The sequence below is a fragment of the Chloroflexaceae bacterium genome, from assembly GCA_025057155.1.
GTDB lineage: Bacteria > Chloroflexota > Chloroflexia > Chloroflexales > Chloroflexaceae > JACAEO01.
On sequence record JANWYD010000022.1, the window covers coordinates 12,053 to 27,565 of the forward strand.

12 protein-coding genes are annotated in these 15,513 nt (G+C 64.3%); 9 read left to right on the top strand and 3 right to left on the bottom strand.

The window, feature by feature from the left end:
- Window positions 1-48 precede the first annotated feature (48 nt).
- From glmS to NZU74_17505, 8 genes are all read left to right on the top strand, one after another.
- Window positions 49-1,899, top strand: a complete 1,851-nt coding sequence (glmS, locus tag NZU74_17470) for a glutamine--fructose-6-phosphate transaminase (isomerizing) (GenBank protein MCS6883124.1) — start codon at window positions 49-51, stop codon at window positions 1,897-1,899.
- A gap of 333 nt (window positions 1,900-2,232) precedes the next feature.
- Window positions 2,233-2,646, top strand: coding sequence for an archease (locus tag NZU74_17475; protein MCS6883125.1), 414 nt, complete (start codon window positions 2,233-2,235; stop codon window positions 2,644-2,646).
- An 84-nt stretch (window positions 2,647-2,730) separates the two neighbouring features.
- Window positions 2,731-4,110, top strand: coding sequence for an RtcB family protein (locus NZU74_17480; protein ID MCS6883126.1), 1,380 nt, complete (start codon window positions 2,731-2,733; stop codon window positions 4,108-4,110).
- A gap of 205 nt (window positions 4,111-4,315) precedes the next feature.
- Entirely contained in the window at window positions 4,316-5,158 is an 843-nt protein-coding gene (locus tag NZU74_17485; GenBank protein MCS6883127.1) for a uroporphyrinogen-III synthase, read from the top strand.
- A gap of 175 nt (window positions 5,159-5,333) precedes the next feature.
- Window positions 5,334-6,164: an ABC transporter substrate-binding protein gene (locus tag NZU74_17490; GenBank protein MCS6883128.1), complete on the top strand. Its 831-nt coding sequence runs from the start codon at window positions 5,334-5,336 to the stop codon at window positions 6,162-6,164.
- 89 nt (window positions 6,165-6,253) lie between these two features.
- Window positions 6,254-6,997 (top strand): ABC transporter substrate-binding protein, encoded by a 744-nt coding sequence (locus NZU74_17495; protein MCS6883129.1) that lies wholly within the window; start codon window positions 6,254-6,256, stop codon window positions 6,995-6,997.
- 5 nt (window positions 6,998-7,002) lie between these two features.
- Complete coding sequence (locus NZU74_17500; protein MCS6883130.1) at window positions 7,003-7,932, top strand: ABC transporter permease; 930 nt, start codon at window positions 7,003-7,005, stop codon at window positions 7,930-7,932.
- A gap of 7 nt (window positions 7,933-7,939) precedes the next feature.
- Window positions 7,940-8,854, top strand: coding sequence for an ABC transporter permease (locus NZU74_17505; protein MCS6883131.1), 915 nt, complete (start codon window positions 7,940-7,942; stop codon window positions 8,852-8,854).
- Window positions 8,855-9,007: 153 nt separating this feature from the next.
- Here the strand turns inward: NZU74_17505 and NZU74_17510 are convergent, their stop codons facing one another.
- From NZU74_17510 to NZU74_17520, 3 genes are all read right to left on the bottom strand, one after another.
- Window positions 9,008-9,562: a hypothetical protein gene (locus NZU74_17510; GenBank protein MCS6883132.1), complete on the bottom strand. Its 555-nt coding sequence runs from the start codon at window positions 9,560-9,562 to the stop codon at window positions 9,008-9,010.
- Between the two features lie 872 nt (window positions 9,563-10,434).
- Window positions 10,435-11,052: a Uma2 family endonuclease gene (locus tag NZU74_17515; GenBank protein ID MCS6883133.1), complete on the bottom strand. Its 618-nt coding sequence runs from the start codon at window positions 11,050-11,052 to the stop codon at window positions 10,435-10,437.
- Window positions 11,053-11,267: 215 nt separating this feature from the next.
- Entirely contained in the window at window positions 11,268-12,680 is a 1,413-nt protein-coding gene (locus tag NZU74_17520) for an FtsW/RodA/SpoVE family cell cycle protein (protein ID MCS6883134.1), read from the bottom strand.
- 382 nt (window positions 12,681-13,062) lie between these two features.
- On the opposite strand from NZU74_17520, the gene NZU74_17525 reads away from it, so the two are divergent.
- Window positions 13,063-15,426 carry a DUF3141 domain-containing protein gene (locus NZU74_17525; protein MCS6883135.1) on the top strand — a complete coding sequence of 788 codons (2,364 nt, stop codon included), beginning with the start codon at window positions 13,063-13,065 and terminating at the stop codon, window positions 15,424-15,426.
- Window positions 15,427-15,513 lie beyond the last annotated feature (87 nt).

Here is a 15,513-nt window from a genome sequence, read left to right on the forward strand (position 1 = left end):
CCGGTGCGGGGCGGGCATACCTTGGTCATCATCAGGAGGAACACAGACATGTGTGGCATTGTCGGCTACGTTGGACCGCGTGAAGCGACCGAGGTGGTAGTTGGAGGACTGCAACGACTGGAATACCGAGGCTATGACTCGGCAGGCATCGCGATTTTCGACCCCGACCGGGGGCTGCAGCTCCGGCGCAGCGTGGGAAAGCTGCACAACCTGGCGCTGCGGCTGAGCCAGGAACCGGTTACCGGGCAAGTGGGCCTGGGCCATACGCGCTGGGCCACCCACGGCAACGTCACCGAGGAGAATGCCCATCCCCATTGCGACGCCAGCGGGCGGATTGTCGTTATCCAGAACGGCATCGTCGAAAACTACCTGGAACTGAAGGGCCGGCTGCTGGAAATGGGCTATCACTTCCGTTCGCAGACCGACACCGAGGTGATTGCCCACCTGGTCGGGCACTACTACCGTGAGGAAGAAGCGCTGGCGCCGGCAATGCGCCGGGCCATGGCCGAACTGCGGGGCGGTAATGCCGTGGTGGCCTTCTGCATTGACGAACCCGATCAGCTCATTGCCGCGCGACTGGGCAACGCAGGCGGCGTGGTCATCGGCGCAGCCGACGGCGAGAGCTTCATCGCCTCGGATGCGCCAGCCATCCTCGACTACACGCGCGAGATGATCTTCCTTGAAGATCGTGAACTGGCGGTGATCACCCGCCATGGCGCGACCATCACCACCCTTGACGGGGCGACGATCACGCGCCGCCCGGTCAGGGTGCCGTGGGACCCGGTCTCGGCGGCCAAAGGCGATTACAAGCACTTCATGCAGAAGGAGATCCACGAACAACCTCGGGCGCTGATGGACGTGCTGCGCGGGCGGATTGATCAGGAAGCCGGACAGGTGCATCTGGAGGATCTTACCCTCGATGACGCCGCTCTGCGCCGCCTGGAGCGGATTTATGCCACTGCCTGCGGCACGGCCTGGCACGCCGGGCTGGTGGCCAAGTTTATGATTGAAAGCCTGGCGCGGGTGCGCGTGGAAGTAGACTACGCCAGCGAGTTCCGCTACCGCAGTCCCGTGCTCGGTGACGATGCCCTGTTGCTGGCCATCACCCAGAGCGGCGAGACCGTGGACACCCTGGCGGCAATGGAAGAGGCGCGCGCTCAGGGCGTGCCCAGCGTGGCGATTGTCAATGCCATAGGCAGCCAGGCGGCGCGCGTTGCCGACGGTGGGCCGATCTACCTGCACGCCGGCCCGGAGATCGGAGTGGCCTCGACCAAGGCCTTCACCTCGATGCTCGTGGCGGCCTATCTCTTCGCTCTGCGGCTTGGGCAGGCTCGCGGCACGCTCAACGCCGCACAGATCCGCAAGCATTTGCAGGCTCTGGTGGAACTTCCGGGCAAGGCCGCGACGGTCATCGAGCGATCGCTGCCGATCTGCGAGGAGCTGGCGGAACACTACTACCGGGCCAGTGATGCCCTGTTCCTCGGGCGGCAGGTCAACTACCCTATCGCGCTGGAGGGCGCATTGAAATTGAAGGAGATCAGCTACATCCACGCCGAAGGCTACCCGGCAGGCGAAATGAAGCACGGCCCGATCGCGCTGATTGACGAAGCGATGCCCGTGGTGTGCATCGCGCCGCGGGACGCGATTTACGAGAAGATGATCAGCAACATCGAGCAGGTGCGCGCCCGCCACGGCCATGTGATCGCCGTCGGCACCGAGGGCGACGAACTGCTGCGCAGCAAGGCCAACCACGTGATCGAGACGCCGCCGACCCTGCCCTTGCTCCAACCGGTGCTGACGGTCATCCCCTTGCAGATCTTCGCCTACTACATGGCACTGCGGCGGGGCTGCGACGTGGATCAGCCCCGTAACCTGGCCAAGAGCGTCACTGTGGAGTAGGGCGACCTGCATCGAGCGCATCGGCCCCAATTCACGGAGCTTCTCGGAACGCCATCTGCGGCAACCCGCGGGCAGCGATCCAGCATCCCGTATCACATCATCCGGCAGGGGCATGGGGAACGCAGATGTCCCCATCCCCTTTCAACCGCCCGGTTTTTCTCCCGCCAGCGCCCGGCGACGTGTACGTTTTGCCACAGGCCGTGGCGAGAGCATCACACAATTCGGCGGCAGGTCTGTTATCATGAGGAGAAGCTGAACGACGCCGTAGCGGCGGGATGTGTGGAGCGCAGGTCTCCCGCATCCCGCAAGTTGGTTGTGCGCCAGAGTCTGGCTATGGACAACGAGTGCGTCTACGAGGAACTGGCCCATACCGCCGATGTGGGGATGCGCGTGCGCGCGCCGACCCCGGCGGCCCTGTTCGCCTGCGCAGCGCGGAGTCTCATCGCGCTGGCCGGCGCCACCCCCGGCGAACCCGCAGAGCGGCGGCAGGTGAGCGTCGAAGCCGTTGATGCCGAGAGCCTGCTGGTGGAGTGGCTCAACGAGGTGCTCTATCTCTGCGAGAGCACCGGCGCGGTCGTCGCCGACGTGCTGGTTACGACGTGGACGCCCACCAGGATCGTGGCCGACGTGCGTCTTGCTCCCCCGGCGACCCCGCCGCGGGGAGCGATCAAGGCGGTCACCTACCACCGTATGCGGCTGGCCGAAACGCCGGAGGGCTGGCTGGCTGAGTATTATGTTGATGTCTAGGGAGGCGCCGTGATGATCACCAAACGCGATCTCCGGCCCCTGGGGGGGGACCTCTGGGAGATCCCCGTCGGATTTCGTCGCGATATGCGTGTGCCGGCGCGGATCTACGCCAGTGAAGCCTTGCTGGACCACGCCCTGGAGGATCTGAGCCTTCAGCAACTCGTCAACGCGGCGACGCTGCCCGGAGTGGTGGCCTACACCCTGGCCATGCCCGACATTCATCAGGGCTACGGCTTTCCCGTCGGCGGCGTCGCGGCGATGGCCCTGCCTGATGGCGTCATCTCCCCGGGGGCCATTGGCTACGATATCAACTGCGGCGTGCGCCTGCTCGCCGCCGACCTTGACGCAGAGCAGGCCGCGCCTTACCTGGATGAGCTTGCTGACACCCTCGACCGGACCTGCCCCAGCGGTACTGGACGAGGGGGCCGTTTTCGCCTGAGTGATACTGAGCTTGACGAGGTGCTGGCGGAGGGCGCCCGCTGGTGCCTGCGTCACGACCTGGCTACCGAGCACGACCTGGAACACACCGAGGAAGGGGGCTGCATGGCCGGGGCCAACCCGGCGCGGGTCAGCCCGCGGGCCCGCGATCGCGCCCGCGACCAGCTCGGGACGCTGGGCGCCGGAAACCATTTTCTTGAAGTGGATCGGGTGGCGCAGGTGCACGATGCCGCCATCGCCGCGGCCTACGGGCTGCGCGAGGGGCAGCTCGTCGTGCTGATCCACTGTGGCTCGCGGGGGCTAGGGCATCAGATCTGCACCGATTACGTGCGTGACTTCCAGCAGGTCGTGCAACGCTACGACATCAGCCTGCCCGACCGCGAGCTGGTCTGCGCGCCGCTGAGCGCGCCAGAGGCTCAGGCCTATATTGAAGCTATGCACTGCGCCGCCAATTTTGCCTTTGCCAATCGGCAGACCCTGGCCGCGCTCGTGCGCGAGAGCTTCACCCGCGTCTTCGCCCGGCGCGGGCTGCCCGCCGGTCTGCGGCAGGTGTATGACGTGGCCCATAATATGGGCAAAATGGAGGAACACCGGGTCAACGGAAAGCGGATGCGGGTCTGCGTTCATCGCAAAGGGGCCACGCGGGCCTTTGGTCCCGGTTCGCCGGAGATCCCTGCGGATTACCGGCCCTACGGGCAGCCGGTGCTGGTGCCTGGCTCGATGGGTACAGCCAGTTATGTGCTGGCAGGAACGGAACACGCCATGGCGGTGAGCTTTGGTTCAACCTGCCACGGGGCCGGGCGCATGCTCAGCCGCACGGCGGCCAAGCGCCAGATCCAGGGAGAACAACTGCGCAAACAACTGAGCAAGCAGGGCATCCACGTGCGCGCCGGGAGCATGGCCGGCCTGGCCGAAGAGGCCCCCTTCGCCTACAAATCGGTAGATGAAGTGGTAGCAGTGGTGGACCGGGCCGGGCTGGCGCGCATCGTCGCCCGCCTGGAGCCGTTGCTGGTGGTGAAGGGGTAGCCGGCAAGCCGATAGAGGGGCGACTGGCCAGGGCGCCGATGTCGCGCCCTGATAGCCAGGACGCCTTTTACCCGCACGGGATAGCGGCCGGTCCTGAAACCGCCGTTACTGCTTATTCGGAGAAACCAGCTAAAATCGCGGATCGGGCGCGGCTCGGCGAGACGTGGCCGGCGTGGCCCGGAAGTCGGGAAGCAGAGAGCCTGCAATGGCCCATTCTTTGCGCCCCTCGGAGGCATTGCCGCTATTCGGCAGGCGCATATTGCTCACTGCGCCACGCACCTATGCGCCACGCTTCGCCGCCGCCATCCTGGACCAGGGCGGCCTGCCCGTCCTGATGCCTACCATTGAGACCACGCTGCTCGATGATTACACGGCCCTCGACGCCTGCCTGCGCCAGCGTAAGACCTTCGACTGGATCGCCTTTACCAGTCGCAACGGGATCGAGGCGCTGCTGTACCGCTGTGAACAACTCGGCCTGTCGACCACGGCGCTGAACGCCTGCCGGCTGGCGGCGATCGGCAAAGACGCTGAACGCCTTGCTGAACTTGGTCTGCGTGTTGACCTGACACCGCGAGAACCCAGTCCTCGCGGCATCGTGACGGCCCTGGCAGCGCTCGACACTATCCAGGGCGCCGCGATCCTCGTACCCGCGCCGCTGGTCGAAGGCGTGCCCGAACCGGATGTGATTCCCACCTTCGTCGCCGACCTGCAACGCTGCGGCATGCGCGCGACCCGCGTGCCAGCCTATCGGACGCGCGCGCTCGACAGGGCGCGCTATGCGCCCGAACTGGCGCTCATGCGCCAGGGCGCGATTGACGCGATTGCCTTCAGCAGCGCCGCTGAAATCGCCGCCTTCCTGACCATGGTCAACACTCCCCAGGACTACGGCCACTGCGCGATCTGCTGCTTTGGACCTTACACTGCCCAATACGCCCGCCAGATGGGGCTGTCACCCGACGTAATCGCCGAAGACTTCAGTTCCTTCGACGGCTTCGCCACGGCCATTGCCCGGCACTTCACGGGCGCAAAGCCGGCACACTCAGGTTAAGACTTCATAACCAGACACAGGGCCGGTTTCCGCTCTTCCGCATTCTGACGACCCAGAACCGTTCGGCATCGTCGTGCACGGGGTTTGCAGATATTGATTCTCATGCTAGCATTGATGACTAAAGGCACAACAGACTCCGTACTACGAAGCCGAGGGAGGTTTCAGGATTCGTACCATGCGCGTACTCGCCCTACTGCTGCTCGTCGCCGTTGCGGGTTGCGGCCCGGCGGCTCAGACGCCCTCTGCGGCGCCGACCACGGCGCCAGCCTCTCCCACCGAGGCCGCCACGGTCGCGGCGACTACGGCCCCCGCAGCGCCCACTACGGCGCCTGCTCCAACGCCGGTGATCGGCGGCGCCGTCACTCGCGCGATCACGGCTGAACCGACCAGTCTCGATCCGCACGCCGCCCCAGGTTCGGGCCAGAATGTCATCCTCCCTTACATCTTCGACACCCTGGTGTTTCGTGACATGGACAACACCTACCAGCCATATCTGGCCACAGACTGGGAGATCGCCCCCGATGGCAAGAGCGTCACCTTTACCCTGCGCGACGATGTGATCTTCCACGACGGAACGCCGCTCAACGCCGAGGCGGTGGCATTCACATTCAAGCGTTTCAAAGAGGCCAGGACGTCGGCCGGTGAGGGCCTGGCCAGTATGACCGACGTGGAGGCCCTTGACAACCGCACGGTGCGCTTCACGTTCAGCGAGCCTTCGGCGGTGTGCTTCAGCACCCTGGCGACCCCCTACGCCGGGATCGTCAGCCCCGCGGCGGTTGAGGCTGCAGGCAATGCCTTCGGCCAGCAACCGGTGGGCAGCGGACCTTTTAAGTTCGCCTCATGGAAGCAAGGCACCGAGATTGTGCTCGAGCGCAACCCGGACTATCGCTGGTCGCCGCCGCCGGTCGCCAATCCAGGGGCGCCCTACCTGGAGCGGGTGATTTTCAAGGTGATCCCCGACGCCAGCACCAACTGGCGGCCCTGCAGGCGGGCGAGGTCGATCTGATCTTCGTGAATGCGCCCAACCATATAGAGAAGCTGAAGGCCGATCCCTCGGTCGAGTCAATTGAGACGCGCCTCAATAGCCTGATCTAACTGGGCTTCAACTGCGCCAAGGCTCCCCTCGATGAGGTCAAGGTGCGTCAGGCGCTCTCGCACGCGGTCAACAAGGAAGAGATCCTGGCGGCAGCCCTTGGCGGCACAGGCCAGGCGGCCTTCGCGCCAATGGCGCCCGCCCTCCCCGGCTTTGATCCGAGCCTGAAGCAGTACGAACTCGGCTACGATCCGGCCCGCGCCAGCGCCCTGCTGACCGAGGCGGGCTTTGCGCCCGGCCCCGATGGCACGCTCGTCCGCAACGGCCAGCCGCTGAACCTGACTCTGCTAACCTTCGCCCGCGCCCCGAACGAAGACGTGGCTACGCTCTTGCAGAGCCAGTTGAAGGCCATCGGAGTCAACGTGACCATTCAGCAATACGATACGCCTACCGCGGCGAAAGCGGCCACCGAGGGGCAGTACGATCTGTTGCTATGGCGCTATGATCGCAACGATGCTGATGTGCTCAACGTCAACCTGCACTCCAGCCGCATCGGCAGCTCCAACCGCTTCGGCTACAGCAACCCCCAGGTGGACGAGTTGCTCGACCGGGCGGCCCGCGAACTGGACGAAGCCGCTCGCGCCCGGTACTACATCGAGGCTCAGAAGCTGATCATGGCCGACGCGCCCTGGCAGCCGCTCTACGTGCCGGTGGACGTACTGGCCATCAATAAGCGCATCCAGAACTACCACCTGGCCTCGATGGGGCGCATTTTGCTCAACGAAGCGCAGGTGCTGACACAGTAACGCGTATGGCCAGATATGTGCTCAGGCGGCTTGCCGGGGCGGCGCTGATGCTGCTCGCCGTTAGCCTGATCGTCTTTGTGTTGCTCGATGTGGTTCCTGGCGATGTGGCACAGACCCTGGCGGGCGACCTGGCCTCGCAGGAACAACTGGCGGCCGTGCGCCGCGAACTGGGCCTCGACCAACCACTCCTTATGCGTTACGCGCGGTTCGTTGAGGGGGTCGCGCTTCGCGGCGACCTGGGCGCGTCGGCCGTCTCGGGCCGGCCGGTGGCCGCCTTGCTTGCCGAACGCTTCGGAGCGACCCTCAAGCTGGCGCTGGCGGCGCTGGGGCTGGCGCTGGCGGCGGGGTTGCTCCTGGGAACCCTTGCGGCTGTCCGAGCGGGGGGATACCTGGACCTGGCAGTGATGGCCGGGGCGACGCTGGGCGAGTCGTTGCCATCGTTCTGGGTGGCCCTGCTGCTGATCCAGGTGTTTGCCCTCCAACTCGGCTGGCTGCCGGTGGTCGGAGCCGGCAGCCTGAAGCATCTGGTGTTGCCCGCAGTGACCATGGCGCTGCCAGCGATTGCACTGCTGGCCCGGATCGTGCGCAGTTGTCTGCTCGACGTGCGTGGCGCCGACTTCGTGCGCACGGCTCGCGCCAAGGGACTGGACCCACTCCTGGTATGGCGCGATCACATCTTCCGCAACGCCATTCTGCCAGTGATCACCATCCTGGGCCTGTACCTTGGTCATATCCTCGGCGGCGCGTTCATTGTTGAAACGATCTTCGCCTGGCCCGGCCTGGGCCGACTGGTGGTGCAGGCTATCTTTGACCGCGATGTTCCCGTCGTCGTTGGCGCCGTGCTGCTGATCGCCGTAATCTACCAGGTGTTGAACCTGGCAGTTGATTTGCTCCACGCCTGGCTGGACCCGAGGGTGGGGCGCGAAGCGCTCTGACATCGCTATGGCTCTCAAGATCGAGCAACCTGCCGGACGTGCGATGGAGCGTCACCGGGACGCATCTGCCGCAGCCCGGGACGAGCAGCGACGCTGGCGCGTCGCCCTGCGTCCGAACGTCGTAGTCGGCGCCGTGCTGGTAGGGATGCTGACGCTGGCGGCGGTGCTTGCACCGCTCCTGGCCCCTTACCCTCCTGACCAGATCCAGCCCGCGTTGCGCCTGCGACCGCCGAGTTTCGAGCATCCCTTCGGCACCGACGCCTTCGGGCGCGATCTGTACAGCCGGGTGCTCTACGGCGCGCGGATTGCCCTGCGCGTCTCGCTGCTGTCGGTCGTGCTGGCAGCAGCGCCGGGGATCTGGCTGGGCCTGCTGGCGGGGTACCACGGCAGGTGGAGCGATCAGATCCTCTCACGGGTGATGGAGATCTGGCTGGCCTTCCCCGGCCTGCTGCTTGCCATCGTGCTGATGGCGCGCCTGGGTCCCTCACTGGACACGACGGTGATCGCCCTGGGGGTGATCGGCCTGCCCTCGTTCTACCGCCTGGCCCGCAGCGGAACCATGTCAGCGCGTCAGGCGCTCTACGTGGAAGCCGCCCGGGCGCTAGGGATCGGCCATACGCGTATTCTCTGGCGCCACATCCTGCCCAACCTGGCTTCGCCGCTAATTGTCCTCATTACGCTGCGGATGGGCACAATGCTGCTGGCCGCTGGCGGGTTAAGCTTCATCGGGCTGGGAGCGCAGCCGCCCACTCCCGAATGGGGCGCCCTGCTGGCCTCCGGGCGCGACCACCTCGACACGGCCTGGTGGCTGGCGTTCTTTCCCGGGCTGGCCTTCACCCTGAGCGTCACTGGCTTCAATCTCCTCGGCGACGGATTGCGCGACCTGCTGGCGCCCGAAACGCAGGGCGCAACGGCGCGCTGAGATGACTGCAATGGGAAGCGACGCAAGGAGGGCGGGGGCTTCTGGGCATACCAATTTCGTGCGCGCGTGTGGTTGCCTCTGTGTCCAAATCTTCAGGTTCGGAAAAGCAGGAGCCACTGGCCTGTGGCCCCTGCCTCTACCAATAGAAACAGATCATGCCAGGCCCTTGTGGCGCCACTCCGCCTCCAGGGCGCTGGCATCGGCGGCGCCGTCGCGGTGGAGGATCGCCGTAGCGCGCTCGCGCTCATCGCCGTCGGCGCGCACCATCACCAGGGTGCCCCCGCGGCGGATGAGATCTTCGTACACCAGCGCCTCCTCGTGGGTAATGCCTGCCCAGGTGAGCGCCCCGAGGATGCCGCCGCCCACCGCCCCGGCCCCCGCGCCGACCACCATTGTAGCGCCAGCGGCGCCGCCCAGCGCCGCCGCAAGGGGACCGGCGGCAAGCACCGGGCCGATGCCGGGGATAGCGACAACCACCATGCCCACCAGCGCCCCCAGCATCCCGCCAAGAAGCCCGCCCCCGATGGCGCCGATGGCCATGTCCTCCACGTGCTCGACGTTGGCGCCCACGATATTCACGTGCTCCTGCTGTTGCTGAGGCGTAACAAGGCTGATCTTCTCGCGCGCGATCCCGCTGGCGAGCAGATCAGCAACCGCGCGCTCCGCGTCCGCGGGCTGCGCGAAGATCCCTACCACGGTCTGCGTCATAGAAGCACCTCCTTGTGTACCGAACATAGGGAAACCGGGTTTCCGCATGCCTCCCGCCCGATGGAGAGGCGTATCGTCAGGCGCGCGGCGTGCCTCCTCCTCACAATGCAATACAGCGATTATTTCGCAGTATAGGCGATCCGCGCCGGTTGCTCAAGGGGGGATTCCTGCTCCAGCGAGAGATGAGCAGTCTGTAAAATAAGTTTCCCGGCAATTCCGCCCCCTCCCAACCTCTCTGGTGTAGGGTTTTTCGAGCAAGAAGGGGTTTTCGGCATTCCAATGCGCTTCCAATCCTCACCCCCCCGCCCCCCTCTCCACCTACGGTGGAGAGGGGGGAGTTGGGCGTCCCGATGCCCCGGATGGCGAATGTGGCGCGAGGATGTGCCGGAAAACCCTACACCTGAGAACCTCCCAACCTCCCCCCGTTGGGGGAGGAGCCGGACTCGCTCCCCCGGCAGGTTCAAGGGCGGACAAACCATGTGAGCCAGAACAGCCGCTAACCGCTTTGGGACGCCCCAACGCTCGGCTCGGCGCTCCCCTCTCCCGCGTTGCAGGAGAGGGGCAGGGAGTGAGGGTGAACCGGCGCATCCCAATGCCATCCACCGTATCTGCGCTCACGCGTTCTGTCCGCCCCTGAACCCCAACGGGGGATGGTTGAGGAGGGAGCAGGGGTTAGCGAAAAACTTCCTTTACAGACTAAATTAGCAGCGTAGTCGCCTGATGCGGTCATGTTTCGCTGGTTTTGGCGGCGGAGCTGCCCAAATCAGCGAAAAACCCGGAGTTTGGGGCAAGCCCCAAAGACTTTGCAATCGCCCCGCTCAGGGAGGCGCGACGAAACGTTCGGCACGAGCTGGATGCAAGCAACCAGAGCATCAATCAGCGTCGAACACCTCATCCACGGAAACGGCGAAGCCATTAAGCAGCGCAGACGTGGCCACTTCGCCCCGCCGGAAGACGCCGTGTTCGGCGTAGCGCGCGCCGGCCAGGGTCAACACGGTGATCGTCTCGTCGAAAGGATTGACGATCCAGTACTCGGGTATCTGAGCTTCGGCATAGTCGCCCACCTTCTCGACGGTGTCACGCTCGGGGTCGGCCTCGCTCACCACTTCGACAACCAGATCGGCCCCGAGCCAGTAGCGATTCTGCCGGCGCGGGTCATTCGCGTCACGCAGAAGCAGGATATCCGGCTCGCGGAACTTGCCCTCACGGATGCGCAGGCGCAAGGCGGCGAAGAGCACGCGCCCGCCGCGCGGCTCGACAAACGCCACGAGCGCAAGGAACAGGAAGCGCAGGATCGTCTGATGCCTGTCGGTGGGCATTGGCAGGACCTCAATACGGCCGTCGGTGAACTCGACAAGGTAGCGGGTATGATCGGTCAGCCTGAGATACTGCTCCTCGGTCCACAGTCCCTGAAGGGGTAAGAGGTCAATTTCCAGCCCGTCAGCCTCGCGGACGAGCTTGAGGGACTCGGCGCGCGTTTGCATAGCCATAGGCGCCTCACGTTGCAATCGCTTATAGTGAAGATAGTATACCCTCTGGCATGGCGCTACGGCCAGCAGCGACCGCGGCCTCCCTTCATCAAAATTCCAAAACCTGCTATTACCACAAGACTCGGCAGGGGTGGCCGGGGCCCGCGGCTCTCCGAGCCTTCCCTCCAAGGAGCGGGCTCGTTGTCGTGCGGCTATTCGAAATGGCATTACCCCCGTTACCCCCGGCTCAAGGCCGAAATCCGCATGAGCAGACCGACAATGATGAAGTTGACCAGCACCGACGAGCCGCCGTAGGAGACGAAGGGCAGCGTAATGCCTGTGAGGGGAATGAGCCGCAGGTTGCCGCCGATGATGATCAGCGTCTGCACGGCAATGATCGTTGTCAGGCCGATCGCCAGGAGTTGCTCGAAGCCGCGAAAGCGACCGGGGATCCGCAGGGCGATGTGAAAGCCGCGGAAGATCAGCAAGATGTAGGCGATCAACACTGCCAGCGTGCCCGCCAGACCCATCTCCTCGCCGATGGCGGTGAAGATGAAGTCGGTGTGGATGGCCGGCACAATCGCCGGCACCCCCAGCCCCAACCCCGCCCCGAAGATCCGCCCCGCCGCCAGAGCATAGATCGCCTGGACGATCTGGTACCCGCTACCCTGGGCCGTGGTCCACGGGTCGAGCCAGATCTGCACCCGAACGGCCACCACTGGCACGAGCTGGTACAGCACATAGGCGCCCAGGCCAAAGGCCAGCATCCCTGCCAGCACGTACCAGCCCTGCCCGGTCGCCGCGTAGAGCATGGCCAGAAAGACGCCGAAGAGCAGCAGTGCGGCCCCCAGGTCGCGCTGGAACACAATCGTGGCCATTGCCACCCCCCACATGCCGACGAGCGGCGCCAGGTACGGCAGCGGCGGCAGGGTCAGCGGCCCGATGCGGTAGCCCGCGCTCACCACTTCGCGGTATTCGTTCAGGTACGAAGCCATGAAGATCACCAGAATGATCTTCAGCAACTCCGAGGGTTGAAAGAGAAACAACCCGAAGTTGAACCAGACCCTGACCCCGCTGTTGTTCGGATCGACGCCGAAGATAAAGGTGGCGAAGATCAGCAGCAAACCCAGCGCCAGCCAGACATAGCGGTAGTGGTCGAGGAAATCAATCAGCGAGAGGCGCAGGGTGCGGATGAGCAGGCGATCCCAGGGCACGAACAGCATCGCCCCCAGCCCCAGCACGCCCAGCGTCACCCAGAGCGATTGTTTGGCCGCTACCCCCTCGTAGCATGGAAAGACCACGCCGTCGGCGGCGGTGCAGCGGTAGAGCATATTGAGACTCGGTTCAAGCCGCGCGGTGAGCATCAGGCTTAAGCCGGCCAGCAGAGCCACCAGGGGCAGGAGCACCTGATCGGCATGCGGGCTGCTCACGCTCAGGCCCAGCGACACGCCGATGAACAGGAGCAGGGGAAGCGTTGAGGGCCACAGAATGTTCAACACTCCTGGCACGCTGGCGACAAACTCCCGCTGCCGCGTCGCGACGACCACCAGCAGATAACCCGCGGCAAAGAAGAGGAGTACGGTCAGAAGCAATTGAAACTCTACCCCACGAAACCGGCGGAGTATTGCCATAAAGGGGCGCTGTGCCATAGATGATCCCGTTTGCTCATATGTATGGCCCTGTGTGAGACAGTGTAGCAAAGGCGCGAATGTAGGGCGAATGCAGGTAGTGAGAACAAAACAGCGAATGCCGGATTGGGCATCAGTCGCGGAGCAAGGCGAGAACAAGTGAAAGTTTAGTTTCAGCATTTCTCTGTCGCCTATCGAAATCAGGAAACACTACCTGTTATCGCTATTTTAGCGACTCATCTCTACGATAGGCAAGGATTAACTCAGGCTTAACATATTCATGACGCCATCACAATCTATCTTCGGTATAGTTATGAGGTAAAAAGATCGGCCCGCTAGCGAACGACGCTGCCATTCACTCCCCCTCGCATCTCCCGTCAACACGTGAAAGGAATTCAGGAACATGATGTACCGCACGCTGACAGGGCCTCAGCAGGTTGACACACTGGCAGCGCCGCAGCAGTCCGGCGCTAATATGTTTATGCCGGTGCTGGCATTCAATCCGCTCACCCTCTCGCTCGGATGGATGGCGGCCTATCTGGATTACTTGCAGGATGCGTCGCAGCGCTCCGTGCTCTTCCTCGATGTGCTGCGACAGCGCGGCAACCAGTTCTTCGAGCACGCAGCCGCTGGCGCGCCGCCGGTGCTGAGGTTCGAGTATGAGTTGCTGATTGACGGCAAGGATCTGCCCCGACCCTGCAACTACATCCTCTACCGCATCATCCCTGAAGCCGGCCAGGAGATTGACCCCAAAAAACGCCCCTTTGTCATCGTTGATCCTCGCGCCGGCCACGGGCCTGGAGTTGGCGGCATGAAAGAAGACTCGCAGATCGGGGTGCTCCTGCGGGCCGGCCACCCGGTCTACTTCGTCAGCTTCCGTCCCGATCCTGTGCCCGGCCAGACCCTGGAAGATATTGGCATCGCCGAGGCGACCTTCCTGCGCGAGGTCCTCCGCCGCCATCCCGACGCGCCGAAGCCCTGTGTGACCGGCAACTGCCAGGCCGGTTGGGCCGTGACGATGCTCGCCGCCGTCGCGCCTGATCTTACCGGCCCGATCATTCTCAATGGCGCTCCGCTCGCCTACTGGTCCGGCGCGCGCGGTCAGAACCCGATGCGCTATAGCGGCGGCCTGTGGGGCGGCGCGTGGATCACCTCCTACCTCTGCGCCCTGGGCAATGATCGCTTTGATGGCGCCTACCTGGTGCAGAACTTCGAGAACCTCAACCTGGCCAATACGTTCTGGACGAAACAGTATAACGTCTATGCCAACATTGACACCGAGCCGTCGCGCTATCTCCACTTCGAGAAGTGGTGGACCGGCTTCTTTAAGCTGACCACCGAAGAGATGGAGTTCATCGTCAACGATCTCTTCGTGGGCAACAAGCTCGCCACGAACCAGATCCAGCTCTCCGACGGCCGCCGGGTGAGCCTGAAGAACATCAAGGCCCCGATCGTGGTCTTCGCCTCCCGCGGCGATGACATTACGCCGCCGCAGCAGGCGTTGAACTGGATCCTCGATGTCTACGAGAACGATGAGGAGATTATCCGCGACGATCAGGTGATCGTCTATACCCTCCACGAAGACATCGGGCACCTGGGGATCTTCGTCTCGGGGCGCGTCGCCCGCCGGGAGACTACGGCCATCTTCGGCACCCTGGAGTTCATTGACCAGCTTAATCCAGGGCTCTACGAGATGCTCATCGAACCCGCCGATGAAACGCCTTACGATTCCATCTCGGCGCTCCCGCAGTACAATATTCGCTTCGTCCAGCGCTCGCTGAACGACCTCAAGCGCATTGACGATGGGCGCGAGGAAGAGCGCTACTTCGACACCTTCGCCCAGGTCTCCGAGGTCACGACGAGCTGGTACAAAACCTTCGCGGACCCCTGGGTGCGCCTGGGTGTGACGGAGCAGTCGGCGGAAGCGCTGCGCCAATTGAACCCTGCCCGGCTCCAGCACTACTTCTTCTCCAATCGGAACCCCTGGATGTGGCCCGTCGCGGCGATGGCCGAGGCGGCGCGCCGCAACCGTCGCCCTGTCGCTGCCGACAATCCCTTCGTGGCCCTTGAGCGCGAGGTGTCCCACGTCATCGAGACCTGGCTACAGTCCGTGGGCAATATCCGCGATGCAGGGCTGGAACTCTGGTTCAAGGCCGTCTATGGTCCCATGGGGCTGGGTATGCTGTTCCCGCCGCGCGAACAGCGCAAGGTGCCGGTCGAGTCGGAGGCTGAACAGGCGTTCAAGGCCAGGGCCGAGCACCTGCGGGTGAACATCGCCGAAGGCGGCTTCCGGGCCGCCGCGGCGCGCCTTATCATCCTGCTCTCGCGAGCGGACAAAGACGTTGAACCACGTACTATCCATAATATCAACCGGCTCGTTGATCATCCCCGCTTCGCCGGTATGCAGTACGAGGAAGCGCGGGCGCTCTTCAAGGATCAGTTCCTGACGATCGCGCTGGACCGGCAGGGCGCCCTTGCTGCGCTACCCCGGCTCCTGCCCGGCCGCGAGGAGCGCGAAGAGGCCGCGGCCCTGGCATGCCAGGTGGTGCTGGCCGGCGACAAGCCCAACATGGCCGAAAAAGCCGTTCTGGATGAGATCGCCGCCACCCTGGGGCTGGAGGCGGATCACCTGATCTCGAGCATGGCTGGATCGCCAAATGGCGAGATCGGGGCCGAACTGGCCCGCCTCCGGGCCGAGAACGAACGCCTGCGCGCCGAACTGACCCGGCTCCGGGAAGGTGAGGGCCTGGCCGTTGGCAACGACTAACTTGCCGGCCGGCCCGGTAGGGCAACCTTCAAGGTTGCCCTACCGGGCCGAACCTGGCAGCCTGTCTCCTAGCAACCATGGAGTTCC